Annotated in this window: 23 protein-coding genes; 13 read left to right on the top strand and 10 right to left on the bottom strand. The window is 61.5% G+C overall.

Annotation, left to right across the window (positions count from 1 at the left end; genetic code table 11):
* Window positions 1–134 precede the first annotated feature (134 nt).
* The 8 genes from ACCAA_RS12170 (at window position 135) to ACCAA_RS12135 (ending at window position 8,123) form a co-directional block, all read left to right on the top strand.
* Window positions 135–554, top strand: a complete 420-nt coding sequence (locus ACCAA_RS12170) for a PIN domain-containing protein (RefSeq protein ID WP_186407519.1) — start codon at window positions 135–137, stop codon at window positions 552–554.
* The gene (locus tag ACCAA_RS12165) at window positions 551–784 is read left to right on the top strand and encodes a ribbon-helix-helix protein, CopG family (protein ID WP_186407518.1); all 234 of its coding nucleotides are present in this window, start codon (window positions 551–553) and stop codon (window positions 782–784) included. The genes ACCAA_RS12170 and ACCAA_RS12165 overlap by 4 nt, the downstream gene beginning before the upstream one ends.
* Before the next feature lie 146 nt (window positions 785–930).
* Window positions 931–2,250: a glycosyltransferase gene (locus ACCAA_RS12160; RefSeq protein ID WP_186407517.1), complete on the top strand. Its 1,320-nt coding sequence runs from the start codon at window positions 931–933 to the stop codon at window positions 2,248–2,250.
* Window positions 2,251–2,304: 54 nt separating this feature from the next.
* Entirely contained in the window at window positions 2,305–3,834 is a 1,530-nt protein-coding gene (locus ACCAA_RS12155) for a class I SAM-dependent methyltransferase (protein WP_186407516.1), read from the top strand.
* Window positions 3,835–4,084: 250 nt separating this feature from the next.
* Window positions 4,085–4,894 (top strand): ABC transporter permease, encoded by an 810-nt coding sequence (locus ACCAA_RS12150; RefSeq protein WP_186407515.1) that lies wholly within the window; start codon window positions 4,085–4,087, stop codon window positions 4,892–4,894.
* Entirely contained in the window at window positions 4,884–6,107 is a 1,224-nt protein-coding gene (locus ACCAA_RS12145; RefSeq protein ID WP_186407514.1) for an ABC transporter ATP-binding protein, read from the top strand. The genes ACCAA_RS12150 and ACCAA_RS12145 overlap by 11 nt, the downstream gene beginning before the upstream one ends.
* The gene (locus ACCAA_RS12140) at window positions 6,104–7,138 is read left to right on the top strand and encodes a hypothetical protein (RefSeq protein WP_186407513.1); all 1,035 of its coding nucleotides are present in this window, start codon (window positions 6,104–6,106) and stop codon (window positions 7,136–7,138) included. Before ACCAA_RS12145 ends, ACCAA_RS12140 begins: the two co-directional genes overlap by 4 nt.
* A 22-nt stretch (window positions 7,139–7,160) precedes the next feature.
* Window positions 7,161–8,123 carry an acyltransferase family protein gene (locus ACCAA_RS12135; protein ID WP_186407512.1) on the top strand — a complete coding sequence of 321 codons (963 nt, stop codon included), beginning with the start codon at window positions 7,161–7,163 and terminating at the stop codon, window positions 8,121–8,123.
* A 22-nt stretch (window positions 8,124–8,145) separates the two neighbouring features.
* Here the strand turns inward: ACCAA_RS12135 and ACCAA_RS12130 are convergent, their stop codons facing one another.
* Window positions 8,146–8,829, bottom strand: coding sequence for a Crp/Fnr family transcriptional regulator (locus ACCAA_RS12130; RefSeq protein WP_186407511.1), 684 nt, complete (start codon window positions 8,827–8,829; stop codon window positions 8,146–8,148).
* A 232-nt stretch (window positions 8,830–9,061) separates the two neighbouring features.
* On the opposite strand from ACCAA_RS12130, the gene bufA2 reads away from it, so the two are divergent.
* The 4 genes from bufA2 (at window position 9,062) to ACCAA_RS22620 (ending at window position 11,257) form a co-directional block, all read left to right on the top strand.
* Window positions 9,062–9,322, top strand: a complete 261-nt coding sequence (gene bufA2, locus ACCAA_RS12125) for a BufA2 family periplasmic bufferin-type metallophore (protein ID WP_186407510.1) — start codon at window positions 9,062–9,064, stop codon at window positions 9,320–9,322.
* A gap of 101 nt (window positions 9,323–9,423) precedes the next feature.
* Window positions 9,424–10,263, top strand: a complete 840-nt coding sequence (gene bufB, locus ACCAA_RS12120; protein ID WP_186407509.1) for an MNIO family bufferin maturase — start codon at window positions 9,424–9,426, stop codon at window positions 10,261–10,263.
* Window positions 10,260–11,036, top strand: a complete 777-nt coding sequence (locus tag ACCAA_RS12115) for an HvfC/BufC N-terminal domain-containing protein (protein WP_186407508.1) — start codon at window positions 10,260–10,262, stop codon at window positions 11,034–11,036. The genes bufB and ACCAA_RS12115 overlap by 4 nt, the downstream gene beginning before the upstream one ends.
* Window positions 11,033–11,257, top strand: coding sequence for a cysteine-rich CWC family protein (locus tag ACCAA_RS22620; protein WP_342674055.1), 225 nt, complete (start codon window positions 11,033–11,035; stop codon window positions 11,255–11,257). Before ACCAA_RS12115 ends, ACCAA_RS22620 begins: the two co-directional genes overlap by 4 nt.
* On the opposite strand, the gene nudB is transcribed toward ACCAA_RS22620, so the two are convergent.
* The 9 genes from nudB to ACCAA_RS12070 form a co-directional block, all read right to left on the bottom strand.
* A complete protein-coding gene (gene nudB / locus ACCAA_RS12110; RefSeq protein WP_186407507.1) occupies window positions 11,220–11,675 on the bottom strand; it encodes a dihydroneopterin triphosphate diphosphatase in 456 nt (151 codons plus the stop codon). The two genes, ACCAA_RS22620 and nudB, sit on opposite strands and share 38 nt — an antisense overlap.
* On the bottom strand, window positions 11,672–12,115 hold the full coding sequence (locus ACCAA_RS12105) for a barstar family protein (protein ID WP_186407506.1): 444 nt from the start codon (window positions 12,113–12,115) through the stop codon (window positions 11,672–11,674). Before ACCAA_RS12105 ends, nudB begins: the two co-directional genes overlap by 4 nt.
* Before the next feature lie 56 nt (window positions 12,116–12,171).
* The gene (gene aspS / locus ACCAA_RS12100; protein ID WP_186407505.1) at window positions 12,172–13,974 is read right to left on the bottom strand and encodes an aspartate--tRNA ligase; all 1,803 of its coding nucleotides are present in this window, start codon (window positions 13,972–13,974) and stop codon (window positions 12,172–12,174) included.
* A 23-nt stretch (window positions 13,975–13,997) separates the two neighbouring features.
* On the bottom strand, window positions 13,998–14,645 hold the full coding sequence (locus ACCAA_RS12095; protein ID WP_186407504.1) for a DUF502 domain-containing protein: 648 nt from the start codon (window positions 14,643–14,645) through the stop codon (window positions 13,998–14,000).
* Entirely contained in the window at window positions 14,630–14,962 is a 333-nt protein-coding gene (locus ACCAA_RS12090) for an FmdB family zinc ribbon protein (RefSeq protein ID WP_186407503.1), read from the bottom strand. The genes ACCAA_RS12095 and ACCAA_RS12090 overlap by 16 nt, the downstream gene beginning before the upstream one ends.
* A gap of 106 nt (window positions 14,963–15,068) precedes the next feature.
* Window positions 15,069–15,929 (bottom strand): prepilin peptidase, encoded by an 861-nt coding sequence (locus ACCAA_RS12085; RefSeq protein ID WP_186407502.1) that lies wholly within the window; start codon window positions 15,927–15,929, stop codon window positions 15,069–15,071.
* The gene (locus ACCAA_RS12080) at window positions 15,929–17,167 is read right to left on the bottom strand and encodes a type II secretion system F family protein (protein ID WP_186407524.1); all 1,239 of its coding nucleotides are present in this window, start codon (window positions 17,165–17,167) and stop codon (window positions 15,929–15,931) included. Before ACCAA_RS12080 ends, ACCAA_RS12085 begins: the two co-directional genes overlap by 1 nt.
* Before the next feature lie 13 nt (window positions 17,168–17,180).
* Entirely contained in the window at window positions 17,181–18,896 is a 1,716-nt protein-coding gene (pilB, locus tag ACCAA_RS12075) for a type IV-A pilus assembly ATPase PilB (protein WP_186407501.1), read from the bottom strand.
* A 135-nt stretch (window positions 18,897–19,031) separates the two neighbouring features.
* Window positions 19,032–21,320, bottom strand: coding sequence for an NADP-dependent malic enzyme (locus ACCAA_RS12070; RefSeq protein WP_186407500.1), 2,289 nt, complete (start codon window positions 21,318–21,320; stop codon window positions 19,032–19,034).
* Between the two features lie 249 nt (window positions 21,321–21,569).
* On the opposite strand from ACCAA_RS12070, the gene fusA reads away from it, so the two are divergent.
* Complete coding sequence (gene fusA, locus ACCAA_RS12065; RefSeq protein ID WP_186407499.1) at window positions 21,570–23,618, top strand: elongation factor G; 2,049 nt, start codon at window positions 21,570–21,572, stop codon at window positions 23,616–23,618.
* Window positions 23,619–23,652: the final 34 nt, after the last annotated feature.

The raw sequence follows: 23,652 nt of genomic DNA, 5'->3' as shown, positions 1-23,652 counted from the left end.
GACACCACACTAAGCTCAAGACCCCGTCTCTCACAAGGAGGCGGGGTTTTTCCATTGCGCTGCCTTCCAGAATTTGATCTTCCCGGCGTCCGACAGCAGTTGCAAAATTAGGTGACAGCGTATATGCTGTCACTATGATTCCGATTGTTATCGACACCAACGTTTTTGTTGCTGGCTTACGTTCCGCAGGGGGGGCGTCACGTGAGGTATTGCGCCGGGCGTTGGCGGGAGGTGTCCAACCGATGTTCGGTAATGCACTATGGCTGGAATATCAGGACTTGCTTGGACGGCCGGTTTGGGGTGACGCCACAACACCCGCCGAGCGATTACAAGTGTTGGCTGCGTTGGCCAAGCTTGGGCGATGGGTGACGGTCTATTACGGCTGGCGCCCTAACTTGCCTGACGAGGCAGACAATCACCTGATCGAACTTGCCCTGGCAGGCGGAGCTGAGGTGATCGTTACGCATAATGTACGCGATGTAGGACGAGGCGAATTATGGCTCGGTAGTCTGCGCGTATTAACACCTGCGCAATGTATGGAGGAATGGAGATGAGTACCTTGACGATTAGGCTTCCGGACGACACCACCGAGAGGCTTAGATCCCTGGCGCGTAGCCGGGGGCTTAGCATGAACAAGCTAGTAGAAGAGCTAAGTGCTTATGCTTTGGCGGCGTGGGACACTGAAAATCATTTCCGAACACTGGCGGCTACAGGTGACGTTAGCCAAGCCCTGTCGATTCTAGATCGGCTTGATGCTCAGGTGCGTAAAAAGGGGTCTGCGTAAAAGGGTGCGACAGGGTGCAAAAGGGGTCAGACCCCATTGACAGTCGTTGCGATCAACGACAGTGATAAGCCATATGGCGCGATGACATCTTGCCTCAGTGGTTCAAGAGATGCATTTTTTTAATGAACCAGGCGTGCGGGTCCCGTATGAATGCTAATGGCATACAAGTATCCTCTCTGAACTTGCGCAAACCGCGCCTGCTGTGGGCCAGTGTGTATTGCCTGTTGGATACCTCCAGCGGCGCCTCCATCGCGGTGCGGGAAATGTTGCGTCAACTCGCGCACCGCGGGTATGACGTCTCCATCCTGGGTGCAACGGTGTTTGATCATGATAGGGGCACGGCGGGTCTGCAGGGCGCATGGGCTGATGTGCAGGCCAGCCGAGGTGGCTTGGTGTCACTGAAAGACGGCGCGCTGGAGCACAAGCTTTTTGCGACCACCAGCACCCGGCGTGAGCAAATGACCTCGTTCGAGGAGTGGGCGTGGTTTTCGCTCTACCAGCAGGCCTTGGCGACGTGCAAGCCCGACGTAGTGTTTTATTACGGCGGGCAGCCGTTTGATTTGCTCATCGCATGTGAAGCGCGGGCAAGGGAAATTCCTGCGGTGTTTTACTTGGCTAACGGCAATTACACGCAAGCGCGCTGGTGCCGTGATGTTGACCTGGTCCTGACTGATTCGCAGGCTACGGCGGATATGTATACCCGTCGCCTGGGTGTTGCGCCAAGGCCTGTGGGGGCATTTATTGACCCGGCGCGGGTGCTTGCGTCAGAGCACACCCGGGAACGCATTTTGTTTATCAATCCCATACTTGCAAAGGGTGTGGCCGTGGTCATCAGGCTAGCCATGCTGCTGGAGAAGCGCCGCCCTGACATCGTATTTGAAGTGGTGGAGTCGCGCGGCAAGTGGAGCGACATCCTGCGCTCCGTTTCAGCCGCCATGGGCCAGCCGCGTGAGATGCTGACCAACGTGGTGGCCACTCCCAACACCAATGACATGCGGCCGGTGTATGGCCGGGCACGTCTACTGGTGGCTCCCAGTCTATGGTGGGAGAGTTCGGGCCGGGTTTTGGCCGAGGCCATGCTCAACGGTATACCCGCCATTTGCACCGACCGGGGTGGTATGCCCGAGATGGTGCAAGACGGCGGCATCATCCTCAAGCTCGGTGCGGGCTACTATGAAGAGCCCTACACCGGCGTACCGCCCGACGAAGCGCTGGAGCCGCTGTTGCAGCGCATTGAAGTGCTATATGACGACGAAGCGCAATACGCCGAACTGGCCGCACGGGCGCTGCGTGTGGGGCGCACACGCCACCCATTGAACCTCAGCACGCAGCGTTTGCTGCAGGCTTTGCAGCCTTTGGTAGACCGGCAGGCGGGCGACAAGGATGCTGGAGCTGCCGTGCGCCAGTGGCACAGGCATGGGTTGGATGATCGATGGGCACTGGGAATTTCCGATCGCGCGCAGTGACTCGCGCACAGGAATGCAATAAGGGGTCAGACCCTATTAATATAAGGAGTGCTCATGAGCGACTGGACTGCCGGCTACGTGGCCGATATCGGCTACACCTACGGCTATTACCCTGAACTCAACCCATGGCGAGTCAAGCTCGCTTTTCTCACTGCCGGACTGCACTTTCCTGAATTCGGGACCGCCTGCGAACTTGGCTTTGGCCAGGGTTTGAGCGCCAATGTACATGCCGCCGCTTCTGTGACGCGCTGGTACGGCACTGATTTCAGTCCGGCACAAGCAGGCTTTGCGCAGGAACTGGCCGAGGCGTCCGGCTCTGGCGCCCAGCTCTTCGACCAGGCCTTCGACGAATTCTGCACTCGCGCTGATCTGCCAGACTTCGATTTCATCGGCCTGCACGGAATCTGGAGCTGGATCTCGGATCAGAATCGCCACATCATTGTCGACTTCGTCCGCCGCAAGCTCAAAGTGGGGGGCGTGCTCTATATCGGCTACAATACCCAGCCCGGGTGGGCGGCTTTTGCGCCCATGCGCCACTTGCTCACCAGGCACTCCGCAGTCATCGGTTCCGAAGGAAGCGGCATCATCCACCGGATCGACGGCGCGGTAGACTTTGCAGAAAAACTCCTGGCCACCGATCCGAGCTACATCCGCGCCAATCCGGCGGTAGTCGATCGCGTGAAGCGTCTGAAGGACCAGAATCGCCATTACGTGGCCCACGAGTATTTCAACCGGGACTGGCTCCCGATGCATTTCTCGACCATGGCCGAATGGCTCGTGCCTGCCAAGCTCAGCTACGCCTGCTCCGCCTTTTACCTGGACCATCTCCCGGTACTGAACGTGACCGCTGAGCAGCATGCTTTCCTCAACGAGATCCCGGATGCCGTATTTCGCGAGACGGTGCGCGACTTCATGGTCAACCAGCAATTTCGGCGCGATTACTGGGTCAAGGGCGCACGTCGTCTGAACCCCCTCGCGCAATCCGAGGCGATGCGCGCCGTCAGGGTACTCCTGGTCAACCATCGGACGGACGTCCCGCTGAAAGTGGCTGGCGCTTTGGGCGAGGCAGAACTGAGCGAGCCCATTTATGCGCCCATTATCGACCGGCTCGCAGACCACCGTCCGCAGACCTTGCAGCAGATTTTTGACGCAGTGAACGGGAAAGGTACTACCTTTGCCCAGGTTTGCCAGGCGGTCATTGTCCTCGTCGGGGCCGGACACCTCATTATGGTCCAGGATGAGCATAGCATGGCCAGAAAAGCGACTGACCGCCTCAACCGTCATCTGCTCCAGCAAGCACGAGGTGGCGGTGAGATCTCCTGTCTTGCGAGTCCGGTCAGCGGGGGTGGCTATGCCGTCGGGCGCTTTGATCAACTGTTCCTGCTGGCCCGCAGCGAGGGGAGGCAGCATCCTGCTGAATGGGCTGCCTTCGCCTGGAGCCTGCTGGCGGACCAAGGACAACGTCTACTCAAGGAAGGGAAGCCATTGGAAACGCTCGAAGAAAACGTGGCTGAACTCACAGCTCAGGCGACGCTTTTCGCCGAAAAACGGCTACCGATCCTGCGGGCATTGGCTATCGCCTGAAGGGTCGGCCGACAACGGCCAGCCCGTAGCTTGGGCTGAGCGTGCGAAGCCCAATAATCGACGGCACTGATCGCCGTTTCCTGCGTGCCAACTTCGGCCGGGCCGCGCTGGCCCTGGATTCCCGCATCGATCGTGACCGGCGGCCCCGGACTATCCGCTTGCTCGACGCTGTTGGGCCTCCCAGGGTCAACTCAAAAGGGCAGAAGGCGATCTGCCGCTCTCGGCCGGCGGTGTTTGGTACAATGCCGGCATGCTTCCTCCCGACTCGATCGTCTCGTACCTTTTTCCCTGGCGACAGACTTGGCTGCTGCGCCAGTTCGTGCAAAGACAGGTGGAAGCCCGTTACCGCGGTTCGCTGCTCGGCATTGGCTGGACCTTCATCAATCCGCTGCTGCAGATCACCGTCTATACCTTTGTTTTTCGCTATGTCTTCAGAATGAACTGGGTAGGCAGCACCGGCAGCGTCGATTTTGGGCTGCGCCTGTTTGCTGGGATGGTCGTTTTCGGCCTGTTTTCGGAATGCGTCCTGCGCGCGCCGAGCCTCATTCTCGAACAGCCCAACCTGGTGAAGAAAGTGCGTTTCCCGACCGAAATTCTGAGTTGGGTCAGCCTGATTGCGGCGCTTTTTCAGGCCCTGCTGGCGTTGGCGCTACTCATGTGCGTCTGCCTGGCGATGGGCATCCCGCTCGCCCCGGCCTGGCTGGCGCTGCCGCTGATCTGGCTGCCGCTGCTGCCGCTGTTGCTTGGGCTGGGTTGGCTGCTGTCGGCCGTGGGCGTCTATCTGCGTGACCTCGGGCAGGTGCTCGGCCTTGCCGTCGCACTGCTGCAGTTTCTCAGCCCGGTCTTCTACCCGATCAGCGCCCTGCCGGAAAGAGTGCGGGGGTTTGCCTACCTGAATCCACTGGCCCTGATCATCGAACAGAGTCGGGCGGCGATCTTCTCCGGCCAATGGCCCGACATGGGTCCGTGGCTCGTCGAAATGGGCGCCTGCATCCTTTTGGCCATCTTTGGGGCAAGCGTTTTCCGGCGGCTGCGCAGCGGGTTCGCCGATGTCGTCTGAGCCCTTGTCCACACTGGCGATCGCCGCCCGCAACCTGGGCAAGTCCTATCAGATCTATGGCAGCCCGCGCGCTCGCCTGTGGCAGATGATCCGGCCCAATCCGGCCGGGGTGCAGGTTTTCCACGCCTTGCGCGGCGTCGATCTGGACATTGCCCGCGGCGAATCGGTGGGCGTGATCGGCCCGAACGGCGCCGGCAAATCGACGCTTCTGCAGCTCATCTGCGGAACGTTGACGGCGAGCACCGGGACGATCGACATCAGCGGGCGCATCGCGCCGCTGCTTGAACTCGGCGCTGGTTTCAGCATGGACTTTACCGGCCGCGAGAACATTTTCCTCAATGCTTCGGTTCTCGGTCTGGGTCGCGAGGAAATCATCGAACGGCTGGCAGCCATCATTAGCTTTGCTGACATTGGCGATTTCATCGACCAACCGGTACGCACCTATTCGAGTGGCATGTACGTTCGGCTGGCCTTTGCCATCGCCGCGAGCATCGAACCCGACATCCTGGTGATCGACGAAGCGATCGCTGTCGGTGACGGGCAATTTGCCCGCAAGTCTTTCGATCGCATCATGGCCTTGCGCGAGCGCGGCGTGACGATTCTCTTCTGCTCGCACTCGCTGTTCCAGGTCGAAGCACTGTGCAACAAGGCGCTGTGGCTGCACAAGGGCGAGGTCCGGGCCTCCGGCCCTTCCTCCGGCGTGATCGCCGAATATGATTCGTGGCTGAACACGCAGATTCATGCCGACACGGCGAACCCCTCCGCAGCGGCGCTGGGAATCGGCGTGCGAGGGCATGCGGCATTCAGCGCCATCACGGTGAGCTGCGACGGCGTCGAGGGACTCGATCTGAACGCTCGCAGCGGCCACAGTCAGTTGGAGATCAAGCTGGAATACCATTCCGACCCGGCGCTGCCGATGCCCAATCTGGCGGTGGCCATCTACCCCGCAGACGGTCGCATCCTGACCAGCACCGGCAACTGGATGGATGGCGTGGCGCTGACACGTCGCGCTGATGGGGATGGTGTGGCGACGCTGACCTACCCGAACCTGCCGCTGCTCAAGGGCAAGTACACCATATCAGCCTACCTGATGTGCGAACGGGGTATCCATGTGTACGAAGGCCTCGAGCACATGGCAACGCTCACTGTCGAACAGGACCATCTCGAGCAGGGGCTGGTGTCGCTGCCGCACCGCTGGCAGAGCCTGCCGTGAGTCCGGCGCAGTTGCGCCTGGCCCTTGATAGCCGGCGCTTTTTCCAACTGGCTCACCTGCTTTCGCGTCTGCCGCTGCCAGCGCGCGCGCGGCTACGCCTGGCGCGCCTGCTCGGGCGCTCTTTCAGCCCTCAGCGGCGGGAACGGACGAAGCTGCTGGTGGCTTTTCGTCTCGGGCTCGGCCTGAACCTGGCGGAAGCCCAGCGCCTGTTCGGGCTGTGGAAGGCGAGCGACGGGCTTTTCGCGACGGACATTTTTGCCTACAAGAGCATGAGCCCGGAGTGGGTCAGGCGGCGAGTGGCAGTTGACCAGCCGGACGTTCTGGCCCGGATGCAGCGGGAAGGAGGCTTGGTGCTCACTTTCCACACCTTTCACCAGAACACCTTGGCTTTGACCCTCGGGCAATGCGGAATACCTCTGTTTCCGGTCGCCGCCACCGAGAAAAACTCTCCTTTTGCTCCCTACACCGGACCTTACATGCGCATCATCAATGGCGATAGCGAGGCGAAGTTCTCTGGTGGACGTTACCTGTTCACCGATGAAATGCGCAGTCTCGTCGCCGGCGTTCGCGCCGCATTTGCTGCCGGGCAGACCGTGTTGGCGCTATGCGACAATCCCGTGCCGGACAGCGCCATCCCCCCGGTGGCGATCATGGGCCGCCAGATCGGCATCGGCACCGGAGTCATGAAGCTGGCCCAGCAGGCGGAGGTTCCAGCCTACTTCGTGCTGTTCTATCCGGACCTCGTCGGTGGCTACCGGCTCATCCTGGAGGACGCTGGGCCTATCGAGGACCTGGAATGCACTGCCCGTGCCTATTTTCATTTCCTGGAACGGCAGTTGGCTGTAGCGCCATGGGCTTGGCAGGGCTGGTCCTGGTATCCCGATCTACTGCCCGTTCCCGACCATTCCCGTGCTGACGCCCGCATCGTATTTCTGCTGCGGGAATGTATCGAACTTGCCAGCCATCCACTATTGCGCGCCCGGGATGGTCTGCGCTGGGCCGTCCGAGCTTGCTGGTCGGGGGGACGTTGAACGCGGGAGGCCGCTTCTCCGGATGCAACGCAATGCCATCCTCGATTCGCTGAAGATACTTCTGGCCTTGATGGTCGTTGGCTTGCATGGCCGGTTTCTGAGCGATATTGATGTCCATGTCGGGTATTTTCTTGAGAACTACTTGTTCAGGATGGCGGTGCCGATCTTCTTCATGATTAACGGGTATTATTTCGCGAGCATCGTTGATCGCAGGTCTGCGGTGATCACCTGGCTGGGCAAGGTATCGGTCTTTTATCTCACCTGGTCGCTCGTTTACTCTGGCTTTTTCTGGCCAACAGAGCCCGGCCTGCTACCCGCCGCCAGATCCTTGGCGTTCACCCTGCTCATTGGTTACGCCCATCTCTGGTATCTGCCAGCAACGTTTCTTGCGGCGCTTTGCATTCTCCCCCTGAAAAATGCCAAAACCGTAGTGCTGGCGGCGCTGCTGGCCACGGCATATGCGTTTGGCTTGCTGTTGCAGTACTCGGGAAACTATCATTGGTTCCCGGACACTCGCCTTGACGTCGTGGCAAATGAAATTCCGACCTACCGGAACTTTGCCTTTTTCGGATTCCCGATGTTCGGCATGGGTTATCTGGCGGCAAAGAAAAGGCTTCCGAGCGAAATGTCACTCTATTGGAAGCTCTGCCTTCTTTCGCTGGGCGGACTTCTTTTGGCGGCTGAATATTCAATGAATGTGGCGCTGGGCTTGCCGATTGGAGAAGGCTTTGATCTGCTTGTCTCCCTTCCGGTGGTCTGCCTGGCGATATTCGTCCTTGCAGCGAGCGGCAGGACTATCAGCCAAAGTGCGACGCTGGGCGAAATTTCCACGGTCATCTACTTCATCCACCCGCTGTTCCTGTTGCTGCTTCCGGGCCTTGGCCTGCAGGCGGCAACCCCGCTCACGCTGGCAGCCGTGGTACTGTCGCTCCTCAGTTCACCTCTGGTCATCGCCGCAAATAAGCGATGGCGGATATTTCTATAACTGAGTGGAATTTGCCTGGGCGTCAGTCGCTGGTGCCTCCGCTGGCCAGGTCAGACATACGGGCGGAATCCACCACCAAGTCCTCACCGTCGCGAGTTAGCACCCCCCTGGTTTGCAGCACCTGAAACGTGCGCGTGACCGTTTCACGAGTCAGACTGACCATGATGGCGATTTCCTGGTGCGTCGGTGCCTTGACGATACGTCGCTGACCATCGCCGCCCAAAGTCAGGAGTTCGAGATGCGCGCAAATGCGCTGCAGGGGATTGGTCAAGCCGAGAATCTGGCGATGGGTGACCTGGACGCGAACCCTTTGCGCCAGCCGGCGGCACAGCGCCTCGGCCATCGCTGGCGTCGAGAAGAGCAGGGGCCGGACCTCGGCGGCGGGTACGAACACCACTTGCGAGACGCTGTTGGAGATCACCAGTTCCGGCTGCGGCTGGCCGTCGATAAGAGCCAACTCGGCAAAGTAGTCGCCTGGATCGATGAAATAAAGGCCGACCTCCCTCCCGTCCAGGGTGAAATCGATCGCTTGCAGGCGCCCATTGACCAGCAGGCAGAGGTGACGGGGGGCAGTGGATTTCGGCAGCACGACCTCTCGTTTGGCGAAGCTCTGGCTGCTGGCCTGGCCGGCGAGTCGCTCCAGGACATCCGCAGGAAGCGATTTCAGGAGCGGGAACTGCTGCAAGAGCAAGGGGTGCACTGCCATGGCGCGGATTATATCGTTTGTCCTTCCCTCGTGCCGGTCATGGCGACTCTGCTCCCCGTCGAGGATTCGGCTGTCTGATTTCCCCGGGCAGGAAGAAAATTTTGCCCGCCAATGCGGATTTCTGCGTTTCGCTGTAAGTAATTTCGGCTTTGATGCGTCTAAGCTGTGTCAGAGAAGCGGTTGCAGTCCGTCAGCTTTGACCTTACCTACCCCACACTGAAGGAGATACGAGATGTCACATCAATTGTCTGGAGTCGCTCTTGCTGCCGCTGCGGCAGCCCTCTTCGCTGCGGGAACCCTCGTCGCGCCGACGGTCAGCGCCGCTGAAGGCGCCCAGGTTCATTGCGCCGGTGTCAATTCCTGCAAGGGCAGTTCCGATTGCAAGACGGCCAAGAGCGAATGCAAGGGGATGAATGCCTGCAAGGGCCAGGGCTGGCTGGTCAAGGCCAGCGCCAAGGAATGTACCGATGCGGGTGGCAAGGTCGTCAAGTAAGCCCTCACCCCCGATTCCTCTCCCGCGCATGCGGGAGAGGAGAGAGGCGAGATGCGCGAGTCGCTCGCGCGACTTCATGGTCAGGAAAGGGGAGAGAAGCGGTGAGTGGGACGATCGAAGGCTTCGGCCTGGGTTTGCGCACTGAGCACTATCGCGATTTTGTCGCCGCACCGCAAGCGGTCGACTGGCTTGAGGTGATCTCCGAGAACTACCTCGTCGAGGGCGGCAAGCCCCTCCACTTTCTCGATCGCATCCGCCGCGATTATCCGATGGTCATGCATGGTGTCTCACTGTCGATCGGCAGTGTCGATGCCCTTGACGCGGGCTATCTGCGCCAGATCAAGGCGCTGGCCGACAGAATCGAGCCAGCCTGGGTGTCCGATCATCTGTGCTGGACGGGGGCCGGTTCGCTGAACCTGCACGACCTGCTGCCACTGCCTTACACCGAGGCGACGCTGCGTCACCTGGTACCGCGCGTGGCCCAGGTGCAGGACATCCTCGGCCGTCCGCTGGTGCTGGAGAACGTTTCCAGCTACGTCGCTTTCCGCGCCGACGAGATGAGCGAGTGGGAGTTCATCCGCGAACTGGTCACCCGCACAGCTTGTGAGCTGTTGCTCGATGTGAATAACGTCTATGTCAGCAGCGTCAACCACGGTTTCGATGCGCAGCATTTCATCGACGCACTGCCGCCCGCGGCCGTCCGCCAGATCCATCTCGCGGGCCACGAGGACCATGGCCGTTACCTCGTCGATACGCATGATCAGCCGGTTTGCGAAGCCGTCTGGAAGCTCTACGTCGATACCGTCCGACGCCTTGGTCACGTTCCGACGATGATCGAGCGTGATGACCACATCCCGCCCTTGCCTGAGTTGATCAGCGAACTGGACGTCGCGCGTTCGCTGGCGCGGCGCGCGCTGGACGACACGAGGCATGCCGCGTGAGTGCCCTGGGCGAACTGCAGCAGCGTTTTCAGCGCGCCGTTCTGAGCGAGAATCCTGCTCCCGGCTTGTTCGTCGCCGAGGGGACGCAGCCGGTGGGAGGTTTCGACCTCTACCTGCAGGCTTACCGTGCCCGTCTGGCGGCAGCGCTGCGCGACAACTTTCCGGTTCTGCACCGGGCACTCGGTGACGATGCCTTCGCGACGCTGGCGCGCTCCTACATCGATCTCCATCCTTCGCATTTTCGTTCGATTCGCTGGTTCGGCGATGCCCTGCCGGGGTTTCTCGCCGACGCGCCGGAGCGCGTGCCGCATCCGGCACTGGTCGACCTGGCGCGGATGGACTGGGCCATGCGGGCGGCCTTCGATGCTGCCGACGCGATACCGCTCAGCTTCGGCGATCTCGCCTCGCTGCAGCCGGACGATTGGCCGGGGCAACATTTCGTTCCGGTGCGCTCGCTGCAGGTACTCGATCTTTCGTGGTCCATCGAGCCGATCTGGAAAGCGCTCAACGATGCGGCCGACGCGGCAACCGACGAGCCGCAAGCACTGCCGCATGCCCTGCTCATCTGGCGGCCGGCACTGGACTGTTGCTGGCGTTCGGCGGAGGCCGGCGAAGCGGCCGCCCTGCGGGCCTTGAGCCGAGGTGCCAGCTTTGCCGACTGGTGTACGGTCATCGCCGCCGCGGGCGATCCCCAACCGGCGATGACCGCGGCCACGCTTCTCCGGCGCTGGCTCGATGAAGGTCTGCTGGCCAAGGCGGAGACGCCGGCATGACCGAACGGCGCTCGCCGGTCGGCGAGACCGCCTGCTGCGCTTGTGGCGTGCGTTTTGTTTGCGGTGCAGTCGCCGGGTTATCGTCCTGCTGGTGCATGGACAAACCGCGTCTGACCCTCGCGCCAGACGCGGCTGAGGGGAACTGCTACTGTCCCGCGTGCCTGGAGAAGCTGGAGAAGCGGCTTACCGACGCCGGGCGCCGATGCGCTCCGGCAACATGAGTATTGCGTCGCGGTTGCTCCACGAGAAACACTTTGCCGCCGCTTCGCGCCAGGGGAGCCAGCAGGAGTTCAGATGCTCGCCGCAAGCGATGGTCACCGGCTGGGCGGTTGGCACTTGCAGCGAGAAGACGTGCTCGGTGTTGACCCGTACTCCCGGCGCGTAGCGGTGGCGCCACTCGGCGAAGATCTCGTAGCTGTGGGTGACCTGCCAGTCCTGCAGGTCACCGGCGACGGCTGTAATGCCGGTTTCCTCGGCCACTTCACGGGCGGCTGTGGCCGGCAAGGTTTCGCCGGCTTCCTGACTGCCGGTGACCGACTGCCAGTAGCCGGCATGCGCGGCGCGCTCGAGCAGCAGCACCTGCAGGTCCGGCGTGTGGATGACGACCAGCACCGACACCGGCCGCTTGAAGTCGGTCATGCCACGGTCGGCAGCGTGGCCAGTCCATCGCTACGCAGATCGTAAAATACCCACAGCGGCAGGCCCTGCGACCGCCATTCCGCAATCGCCGCGGTAAACACTTCGTTGAGCGTCTGGAACGTGGCCGGGTGGGTGGCCTGCAAGGTCTCTGCGTGCGAGACGATGATCACGCAGCCAGCCGCTGGTTGCCATGAGAAATCGGTCAGGCAATCCTTCAGGGCATCGAAGTTGTGGCCATACCACTCGGGAAAGTCGAGGCCTCGCCCGAGCGCGGCAAGAACCGCGTCGATCCGGACGACGTCGGCGAGGCTGACCTCGAAACAGGCCAGGCCGAGCGCGTCGGCGGCCTCTCTGACGGCCGCCAGGCCGCTCTCCGGCAAATGGTAGACGCCGGTCTGGCATGCATTCTCAAGCACGGTCTGCAGACGTTTCTGGCTCATGACTATTCTATTCGTGTATCCGGAGGAAGCTGCGCTAGTGGTCGTCGCTGTAGTAGTCAGCCTTTACCCACCTCGACCTGCGTGTCTACCTTTTGACGCAGGCGGATGTGCAGTTCCCGAAGCTGTTTTTCGTCCACGCTGCTGGGCGCGTCGGTGAGCAGGCACTGGGCACGCTGCGTCTTCGGGAAAGCGATCACGTCGCGGATCGAATCGGCGCCGGCCAACAGGGTGACGATTCGATCGAGGCCAAAGGCCAGGCCACCGTGCGGCGGCGCGCCGTACCTGAGCGCGTCGAGCAGGAAGCCAAACTTGAGCGCGGCCTCTTCATCGCCGATGCCGAGCGCCTTGAAAACCTGTTCCTGTACGGCGGCGCTGTGAATCCGCACCGAACCACCGCCCAGTTCAGATCCGTTCAGCGCCAGGTCGTAGGCCTTGGCCAGGCAACTCCCCGGGTCGGTTTCCAGGAGCGGCAAGTGCTCGTCTTTCGGACTGGTGAACGGGTGGTGGCAGGCCGTCCAGCGCTTCTCTTCTTCGTCGTAGTCGAACATCGGGAAGTCAACCACCCACACCGGTTCCCAGGAATGACCATTGAGGAAGCCTTTTTCGTGGCCGATCTTGACCCGCAGGGCGCCCAGTGCGTCATTGACGACCTTGCGCTTGTCGGCACCGAAAAAGATCAGGTCGCCTGACTGCGCGCCGGTTCGTTCGACCACCGTCTGCAGTGCCAGCGCGTGCAGGTTCTTGACGATCGGCGATTGCAGGCCACTTTCATTGAGTTGCGTTGCGTCGTTGACCTTGATGTAGGCCAGGCCTTTGGCACCATAAATGCCGACAAACTGGGTATAGGCGTCGATCTCGCCGCGCGTCAGGCTGGCGCCGCCGGGAATGCGCAGGGCCGCAATCCGGCCACCGTCGCTGTTGGCGACACTGGCAAAGACCTTGAAGGAAACATCTTTCAGCGCATCGGTCAGGTCAGCGAGTTCGAGAGTCACGCGCAGATCGGGTTTGTCTGATCCGTAGCGGTCCATCGCCTCGCCGTAGGGCAGGCGCGGGAAGGGGTTCGGCAGGTCGGCGCCGATCGCCTCCCTGAACACCACCCGGATCAGTTCTTCCATCAGAGCGATGATCTCGCCCTCGTTCATGAACGAGGTCTCGATGTCCACCTGAGTAAATTCCGGCTGCCGGTCGGCGCGCAGGTCCTCGTCGCGGAAGCACTTGGTGATCTGATAGTAGCGGTCAAAGCCGGCAATCATCAAAAGTTGCTTGAACAGTTGTGGCGACTGGGGGAGGGCGAAGAACTGGCCCGGATGAACCCGCGACGGAACGAGGTAGTCACGGGCCCCCTCGGGGGTGCTCTTGGTGAGCATCGGCGTTTCGATGTCGATGAATCCTGCGTCATCCAGGAAGCGGCGAAAGGCGCGCGCCGTCCGGTATCTGAGTTGCATGTTCTGCTGCATCTGCGGACGACGCAGGTCAAGCACCCGGTGCAACAGGCGGATGTTCTCCGACAGGTTCTCTTCGTCGATCTGGAACGGCGGCGTCACCGAGGGGTTCAGAATTTCCATCTCGTGGCACAGGATCTCGACCTCGCCGCTGGCGATGTGGGCGTTGACCGTGCCTTCCGGACGGGCGCGGACCTTGCCGCTGATGCGCAGGCAGAACTCGCTGCGGACGGACTCGGCGGTCTTGAACATCAGCGGTCGGTCCGGATCACAGACGACCTGCGCCAGTCCCTCGCGGTCGCGAAGATCGACGAAGATCACCCCGCCGTGGTCGCGGCGACGATGCGCCCAGCCACAGAGGGTGACCTCCTGGCCGATGATCGGTGAGCTGACTTGTCCGCAATAGTGAGTGCGCATGCTGTTTTCCAGGGTTACTTGTGTCAGGTTATCGTGGCATTCGTGGTGGCATTGGCGGTCCGCGGCCTCAACGGGGGCGCGACGACGCCCATCGAGATCACGTACTTCAGCGCCGTATCGACGCTCATTTCCAGTTCAATGACCTCCGTTTTCGGCAACATCAGGAAGAAACCTGAGGTCGGATTCGGCGTCGTCGGCACGTAGACGCTGACATGGTCGCCGTCGAGGTGCCGAACTACCTCACCGCCCGGCGTTCCGGTCAGGAAAGCGATCGTCCACGTGCCCCGACGTGGGTACTCGATCAGCAGCGCCTTGCGAAAAGCGTTGCCCGACGATGAGAACAGTGTGTCGGAAACCTGCTTGACACTGTGGTAGATTGAATTGACGACCGGAATTCGGGCCAGCAGCCGTTCCCACCAGAGCACCAGCCGCTGGCCAATGAAGTTGGCGGCCAGAGCGCCAGTGACGAGGATGATCAGCAGCGTCAGGATCGCTCCGACGCCAGGCAGGTCGAAGCCGACCACATTGCGCGGGTGAATCGCCGCCGGCAGCAGGACCAGCGACTGGTCCATGGTGCCAACGATGAGCGCCAGAACCCAGGCGGTGATCGCCAGAGGGACCCAGATCAGCAGCCCGGTCAGGAAGTAGCGCTTGATCAGTGGTCCGCGCACGCGCCAGCTCCGGCAGTGGCTGGCGCACTTTCGCTGCTGGCCGGTTTTTCCACCGCGGCAGGTGCCTGGCTGGCCGGCGCTTGGTCCGCTGCTTCCTTGCCATCCGGCTCCTTGCTCACCGGCGCTTTACTGTGCCCATGCTTGAAGTCGGTTGCGTACCAGCCATTGCCTTTCAACTGGAAGCCCGCTGCCGTCACCTGCTTGCGATAGGTGGCCTGAGCACACTGCGGACAGACGCTCAACGCGGCGTCGCTGAGCTTTTGCAAGTGATCGTTCTCGAAACCGCAGGAAGCGCAGCGATAGGCGTAAATCGGCATGACTAACCCTCAGAAAGCACTGGCAAAAGACGAATTATACGCGAACCCGGCGGTGGTAACCGGCCTGCCGAGGGCGGGCGGGAATCCAGGCCGGTTTTTCTGGCGACTAGAGCAGGCCGATGTAGGCGCGCGTCAGCGGCTTGCCCCAGAACAGCGCCAGCATGCCCGCCGCCGCCAGGTAAGGGCCGAAGGGAATCGGCACGCTGCGGCCCCGTTTGGCGACCACGATCAGTGTCAGGCCGACGACTGCGCCGAGCAAGGACGAGAGCAGGATGGTCAGCGGCAGCATCTGCCAGCCGAGCCAGGCACCGAGCGCAGCGAGCAGCTTGAAGTCACCATAGCCCATGCCTTCCTTGCCAGTGGTCAACTTGAACGCCCAGTAAACCGACCACAGCGAGAGATAGCCGCTGGCGGCGCCGATGACGGCCGACTGCAGGTCGGCGAAGGTGCCCAACAAATTGAACAGCAGACCGGCCCAGAGCAGCGGCAAGGTGATCGCGTCGGGCAGCAACAGGGTGTCGAAGTCGATGAACGTCAAGGCGATGAGGCACCAGACGAGCAGCATGGCGCCGGCCGCAGGCCAGCCAAAGCCGAAATGAAAAGCGGTGAAAGCGGAAAGCAGGCCGCTGATCGCTTCGACGAGCGGATAGCGCGGCGAGATTGGCTGTTGGCACGCCGAGCAGCGACCATGCAGAAAGAGCCAGCTCAGCAGGGGAATATTCTCCATCGCCGTGATGCCGTGACCACACGCGGGGCACCGCGATCGCGGCGTGGCCAGCGACAGGTGCTCGTGCTCGGCCGCCTCCTCACCGCGAAGTTCGGCGCAATGGAGGCGCCAGTCGCGATCCATCATCTTCGGTAAACGATGGATGACGACATTGAGGAAGCTGCCGACCAACAGCCCGAGCAGACCACAGGTCACGGCGAACAGCGTCGGGTCCTGGGTAACGGTCAGCGCAGCCGGCATTATCCGACGACAGCGCCCAGTTTGAAGATCGGCAGATACATGGCGATGACCATGCCGCCGATGAGCACGCCGAGGACGACCATGATCATCGGTTCCATCAGGCTGGAGAGTGCTTCCACCGCATCGTCCACCTCTGCCTCGAAGAAATCGGCTACCTTGCCGAGCATGGAATCGAGGGCGCCGGATTCCTCGCCGATGGCCACCATCTGAGTGACCATGTTCGGGAACAGCTCGGACGTCTGCATCGCTGAGGTAAGGCTGGTGCCCGTGCTGACCTCGCTCTGGATCTGCCGGGTCGCCACCTTGTACACATAATTGCCGGCAGCCCCCCCGACGGATTCGAGCGATTCGACCAGCGGCACGCCGGCGGCGAACATGGTGGCCAGCGTGCGCGTCCAGCGGGCGATCACCGATTTGCGAATGATGTCGCCAAAAACCGGCATGCGGAGGACCATGCGGTCGAAGGCGATCTGCATGGTCTGCGACCGCTTCCAGGAATAAAAGAAGGCGTAGACCGAGCCGCCGATGCCTCCGAAGAGAGCCCACCAATACGCGACGACAAAGTCGGACATACCGATGACAATCAGCGTCGGCGCCGGCAGGTCGGCACCGAAACTCTTGAAGACTTCCTTGAAGGCCGGAATCACGAAGATCATGATCACCGCGGTAATGATGAAGGCGACGATGATGATCGCCACCGGATAGAATAGCGCCGCCTTGATCTTGGACTTGATGGCGATCATCTTTTCCTTGTAGTTCGCCAGACGGTCGAGGAGCGTTTCGAGAATTCCCGCCTGTTCGCCGGCGGCGACCAGGTTGCAGTACAAGAGGTCAAAGTGCAGCGGGTATTTCCGGAAAGCCTGCGACAGCGAACTGCCTGTTTCGACGTCAGACTTGATATCCAGCAACAGCTTGCCGACTGCGGGGTTATCGTGCCCGCGACCGACGATCTCGAAGGTCTGCAGCAGCGGTACGCCGGCCTTCATCATCGTCGCCAATTGCCGCGTAAACAGCGTGATGTCCTTCTCGCTGATCTTCCGCCCACCCCGGAAGTGCTGTTTGGATATCTTGCTGACCACAATCCCCTGCCGTCGGAGAGTGGCCTGCACCACGGTGACGCTGTGCGCGCGCTGCTCGCCGCGGATGACCTTGCCGGCCTTGTTTTTCCCCTCCCAGAGAAAAACGTGTTCCTTGACTTCCGGTGCCGCTTTCTTGACGGGTTTCGCTGCGCTGGCCATGGTTTCCTCTTCTTCAAGCGTTGGTGCAGGCGAGTACTTCATCGAGAGAGGTGAGTCCCTGCATGACCTTCAGCAGGCCGGAACGACGCAGGTCATTGACGCCCTCGCTTCTGGCCTGGATCGCGATATCGAGTTCCGTTCCGTTGGCCATGATGATCCGTTGAATGGCTTCCGTCACCGGCATCACCTCGTACAGACCGACGCGGCCCTTGTAGCCGCTTCCCTTGCAGCGCTCGCATTGTCCAGGACCATAGAGAGTCCAGGTACCATCGATGTCACTTTCCGTGAATCCGGCATTGAGCAGGGTCTCGATCGGCGTCTCCAACGGTCTCCTGCACGTGCACAGCCGACGGACAAGGCGTTGTGCCGTAATCAGCAGGATGCTCGAGGCCAGATTGAAAGTCGGCACCCCCATGTTCATCAGGCGAGTCAGGGTGGCCGGTGCGTCGTTGGTGTGCACGGTCGACAGAACCATATGGCCGGTTTGCGCTGCCTTGATCGCAATCTCTGCTGTTTCAAGGTCACGAATCTCGCCGACCATGATGATATCAGGGTCCTGCCGGAGAAAAGCCTTGAGCGCTACGGGGAAGGTGAGTCCGGCCTTGTCGTCGACGTTGACCTGATTGATGCCTGGCAAAGATATTTCGGCAGGGTCTTCCGCGGTCGCGATGTTGACCCCGGGACTGTTGAGAATGTTGAGGCAGGTATAGAGCGAAACGGTCTTTCCCGAGCCAGTCGGCCCGGTGACCAGGATCATTCCGTAGGGCCGGTGAATGGCGTCCATCAACACCGTCTTCTGCTCGGGTTCATACCCTAGCGCTTCGATGCCCATGTGGGCGCTCGTCGGGTCGAGAATCCGCAAGACGATTTTTTCGCCGTACATCGTCGGCAAGGTACTGACGCGGAAGTCGATCGAGCGGCTCTTCGACAGCACCAGGCGCATGCGGCCATCCTGCGGGACACGCCTCTCGGCGATGTTCAGGCGCGAAATCACCTTGATCCGCGAGGCGATCTTTTCCTTGATCACCAGGGGCGGCGCGGCAACTTCGCGCAAGACGCCGTCGGTTCGAAAGCGGATGCGATAGTTTTTCTCGTAGGGCTCGAAATGGATGTCCGAGGCCCCGTCGTTGATCGCGTCGAGCATCATCTTTTGAATGAATCTGACGACCGGTGCATCATCGACCTCAAGGTTTGCCGCCTCGTCGGCCTTCTCCTGAGGCTGATCATCGGTGAACTCGAGGTTGATGTCCTCGTTGGAGAGACTTTTCATCGTCTCGTCAGCCGACTCGGTCAGCTTGATTACCAGCGGAACGAGTTTGTTTTCCTCAACGATGACCGGGTCTACCGCCAGGCCCGTCTGAAAGCGGATTTCGTCGAGCGCGCGCAAGTTGGTCGGGTCGGCGATGGCGATAGCCAGTCGGTTGCCGCGCTTGTGCAGCGGAACGACGCGGTGTGCCGCGATCAGTTTCCGGTCAACCGCGTTTTTCTGGATATTCGCCTCGTCGAAGGCGGCCAGATCCAGCAACGGATAACCGAACTTGTCCGCGGCAAAACGCGCCATGTCCAGGAAGGTCGATTTCTGGGCGGTGACCAGTTGCTCGATCAGCGAAGTCTTGCTGGCTACCGCCTGGGCAAGCAAAACCTCCGCCTCGGTTTCACTGAGTCGGCCAGCTTGTACAAGCGCACGGGCGAGGCCGCTGAGCGGCGATTGTTGCGGGTTGGCTGCCATCTGTTTGCAATAGGGCCCTGCAACGCGTTGTGAACCGTCAGGTCCAGGCCGTCTCCGAGTCGGCCTCCCTGATCATGCATTGACTGAGCGTTTTTGTAAAGAAGGGAGGCCGCTTGTCCAGCAGTGTTGTGGCCGCTACCGGGTCGCGGCGTCCACCACCACCAGTGCCGTCATGTCCACGACTCGGCGAACCGTTGACGTCGGTGAGAGGACATGCACCGGGCGCGCTGCCCCGAGCAGGATCGGGCCGACTGCCATGCCGTCGCCGCCGGTCATCTTGAGCAGGTGGTGCGAGATGTTGGCTGCGTCGAGATTGGGCATCACCAGCACATTGGCTTCACCGGCCAGCGGCGATTCCGGGTCCGCCTTCTGGCGTATTGCTTCGGAGAGCGCACTGTCGCCGTGCATTTCCCCGTCGATTTCCAGATCGGGCGCCTTGCCCCGAACAATCGCCACGGCGGCGGCCATTTTTCGGGCCGAAGCGGTCTGCGACGAGCCAAAGTTGGAATGTGAAAGCAGTGCCACTTTCGGCCTGATCTTGAAGCGACGAACGGCGTCTGCTGCCATCAGCGTGATTTCAGCCAGTTGCTCGGCATTCGGATCTTCATTGACGTGCGTGTCGCAAAGAAAGATGGCCCGACCGGGAAGCTGCAGGTGGGTCATCGTGGCCATGGTCGTACACCCTGGTGCCTTGCCGATGATCTCGTCCACCTGTCGCAGGTGATGCCCGAAACGGCCGGAAAGGCCGCAGATCATTCCGTCGGCGTAACCGAGGCGAAGCAGCATGGCGCCGATGATCGTGTTGTTGTTGCGCAAGCGCGTCTTGGCGATGTCGATGGTCACCCCCTGGCGCCTGCGCAACTGGTGATAAGCGGTCCAGCATTCCTTGTAGCGACTGTCGCTATTGGGGTCGACGACGTCGAAATGGGTGCCCATACTCAGCTTCGAACCAATCCGCTCAAGTCGCGCCAGAATCACGTCGGGGCGGCCAATCAGGATCGGCCGTGTCAGGCCCTCATCCAGAATGGTCGGCACGGCGCGCAAGAGCCGCTCCTCCTCGCCGTCGGGATAGACGATGCGCGTCTTGGGCCCGCGTTTGGCAGCCGAGAAAACAGCGCGCATGCCGACGCCGGTCCGATAGACGAAATCCCTGAGCTTTTCCCGGTAGGCCGCCAGGTCGGTCAGCGGCCGGGTCGCGATGCCCGAACTCATCGCCGCCTGGGCCACGGCCGGCGCGATGGTGGTGATCAAGCGCGGGTCGAACGGCTTGGGGATCAGGTACTCCGGGCCGAACGCCAGTTCTTCACCCGGGTAGGCCATGGCGACCTCGGCACTCACCTCCTCCTGTGCCATCGCCGCCAGGGCCTTGACGCAGGCCATCTTCATCTGCTCGTTGATTCCCGTCGCACCGACATCGAGTGCGCCGCGGAAAATGAACGGGAAACACAGCACGTTGTTGACCTGGTTCGGATAGTCCGAACGGCCGGTCGCCATGATCACGTCAGGGCGCACCTCGCGGGCCAGTTCGGGCATGATTTCCGGCGTCGGATTGGCGAGTGCGAAGACAATCGGCTGGGCGGCCATGCTGACGAGCATCTCCGGCTTGAGGATGCCGGCCGCCGACAGGCCGAGGAAAACGTCGGCACCTTTGAGCGCATCGGCCAGCGTTCGGATTTCCGTTTCGCGCGCATAACGCGCTTTGGTCGGCTCCATGTCGGCATCACGGCCGGCGTAGATCACTCCTTTCGAGTCGCAGACGATGATGTTCTCGCGCCTGACGCCCAGATCGCACCACAGGTTGAGGCAGGAAATGGCCGCCGCTCCGGCTCCCGAGCAGACCACCGTCACCTCGGCGATATTCCTGCCGGTGACCTGGAGGGCATTCAGGATGGCGGCCGCTGAAATGATCGCCGTGCCGTGTTGGTCATCGTGAAAGACCGGAATCGACATCCGCTCCTTGAGTTTGGCCTCGATGTAGAAGCACTCCGGGGCCTTGATGTCTTCCAGATTGATCCCGCCCAGGGTTGGCTCCATCGCGGCGATCATGTCGATCAGGCGGTCGGGGTCGCTTTCCGCCAGTTCAATGTCAAAAACGTCGATGCCGGCGAATTTCTTGAACAGACAGCCCTTGCCTTCCATCACCGGTTTCGCGGCCAGCGGGCCGATATTGCCCAACCCGAGCACGGCGGTGCCGTTGGTGATGACGCCAACCAGGTTGGCGCGTGAGGTGTAGAGGCTGACCGCGCCGGGTTCGTCGACGATCGCATGGCAGGCGTAGGCCACGCCTGGCGAATAAGCGAGCGCCAGGTCGATCTGGTTGCTCAGGCCCTTGGTGGGCTGGACCGCTATCTTGCCCGGAGTCGGGTAGCGGTGATACTCAAGCGCTGCCTCGCGCAGGTCTGTCTGACGCTGATCGTTTTCCATGGTGCCTCCTGACGGGGTATTCATCGACGTAAAAACGCGCAACTCTAGCCGAGTCGCGTGGTTTACACAAAATGAATGTGTTCTGGATGCCGCGCAATGCGTCTTCGGACCGCGCGGCGAGGCAAGAATGTGACGAACGAGCGGATTCGACCGTGGCCGGAGTAAAATGTCGCACGCACGCGCAGCCGCCATGCCATGTGGCTAACCTTGCCGCTGCGGCGTGCCTTCGACTTGAATGGGAGATGATGAATGGGCCAGACCGCCACCAGTAACCTTCGCACCGTCGCTCTTGTCGGCCACGGTGCGGCAGGCAAGACGACGCTTGCCGAGAGCCTGCTCGCTGCCGCCGGCGCCATCAGTAGCCGAGGCACCGTCGAGAAGGGCAATACCGTTTGCGACTTTGACCCGCAGGAAAAAGAGTTCGGTCACTCGCTGAGTTCAGCGCTGGCGAGTTTTTCATGGCAAGGTGTGCTGGTTCAACTGATCGATACGCCGGGCTTTCCCGATTTCGCCGGCCAGGCCTACGGTGCTCTGGCCGCCGTCGAAACGGCCCTGGTGGTGATCAATGCACAGAACGGCATCGAGCTGTCGAGTGAACGGATGATGCGCTTGGCCGAGGCGCGCGGCGTCTGCAGGATGGTGGTGATCAACAAGATCGACGCCGACAACGTCGATCTGCCGGCGCTGGTGGGCGAAGTCCGCGAACGTTTCGGTCGTCAGTGCATGTTGCTCGACCTGCCGACGCAGCATGGCAGCGAGGTCGTCGAGTTGCTGGGCCATGACAGCGGTGACAGCGATTTCGAATCGGTGGCTGCGGCGCACCGTGCGCTGATCGACCAGATCGTCGAGGAAGATGAGGATCTGCTGGCGCGCTACCTGGAGGAGGGCGTCGATCCGAGCCCGGACGAGCTGCACCTGCCCTTCGAGAAGGCGCTGCGCGCTGGCCACCTGATTCCGATTCTCTTCGTTTCGGCCAAGACCGGCGCCGGTATCCCGCAATTGCTCGATGTTCTCGCCCGATTGGCGCCCAATCCGGCAGAAGGGAATCCGCCGCCGTTCTATCGCGGCGAGCCCGGCGGCCCGGTGCTCGCCTTCGACGCCGAACCAGACCCGCAAAAGCATGTCCTGGCGCATGTCTTCAAGGTCGTCAGCGATCCCTTCATTGGCAAGGTCGGTGTGTTCCGCGTACATCAGGGAACGATAAGAAAGGATTCGCAGCTCTTCGTCGGGGATGGCAAGCGTTCGTTCAAGGTCGGCCACATCTACCGCTTGCAGGGCAAGGAGTATGTCGAGGTCGACACGCTGGTGCCCGGTGACCTGGGGGCGATTGCCAAGGTCGATGAAATCGAGTTCGACTGCGTCCTGCACGATTCGCACGAGGACGATCATATTCACCTGAAGCCGCTCGAATTCCCGCAGCCGATGCACGGCCTCGCGGTGCAGGCCCGGCGCAAGGCCGACGAGCAGCGCCTGTTCGAGATCCTGCGCAAGCTCGAGGTCGAAGATCCGTGCTTCCGGCTCGAACGTCATCCGACGACCAACGAGACGGTGATTCTCGGGCTGGGCGAGATGCATGTGCGCGCCAAGCTGACCCGGCTGTCGCAGCAGTACAAACTGGAACTGGACACCAGGCCACCGCAGATTGCCTATCGTGAAGCGATCACCGGTTCAGCCGAAGGCCACTGCCGGCACAAGAAGCAGAGTGGCGGTGCCGGCCAGTTCGGCGAAGTCGCGCTGCGCGTCGAGGCTCTTGAACGCGGCACCGGCTTCGAGTTCGTCGATATGGTCAAGGGTGGCGTGATCCCGGGAGTCTTCATGGCGGCGGTCGAAAAAGGCGTTCGCCAGGCGCTTGCCGACGGCGTCGTTGCCGGCTTCCCGGTGGAGGACCTGCGCGTTACCGTGCACGACGGCAAGTCGCATCCGGTTGACGGCAAGGACATTGCTTTCTTCACCGCCGCTCGCAAAGCCACGGCCGAAGCAATTCGGGCCGCCAAACCGATCATCCTGGAACCCGTCGTGGACATCGAAATACTGGCGCCGGACGCGATGACCGGCGACCTGACGGGCGATCTGTCGAGCAAGCGCGGCCACCTGACCGGCACCCAACCGCGTGGCCAGGGCCTGATGGCGATCACCGGCGAGGTGCCGCTGGCCGAACTCGATGGCTACCAGTCGCGCCTCAAGTCGCTGACCGGTGGGCAGGGGTCCTATAGTTTTGCGTTTTCGCACTACGCGCAGGTGCCCCCGGCCACCCAGCAGCTCCTGGCGTCGCAGCACAAGGTCGTCGACGAGGAATAGGGCCGACAGAGACACGTAGGCAGGCGGCGCAGCG

This window comes from Candidatus Accumulibacter aalborgensis (genome assembly GCF_900089955.1).
GTDB classification, from domain to species: domain Bacteria; phylum Pseudomonadota; class Gammaproteobacteria; order Burkholderiales; family Rhodocyclaceae; genus Accumulibacter; species Accumulibacter aalborgensis.
Note: the sequence above shows the minus strand (reverse complement) of the source record. Positions and strands in the feature narration are given on the sequence as shown.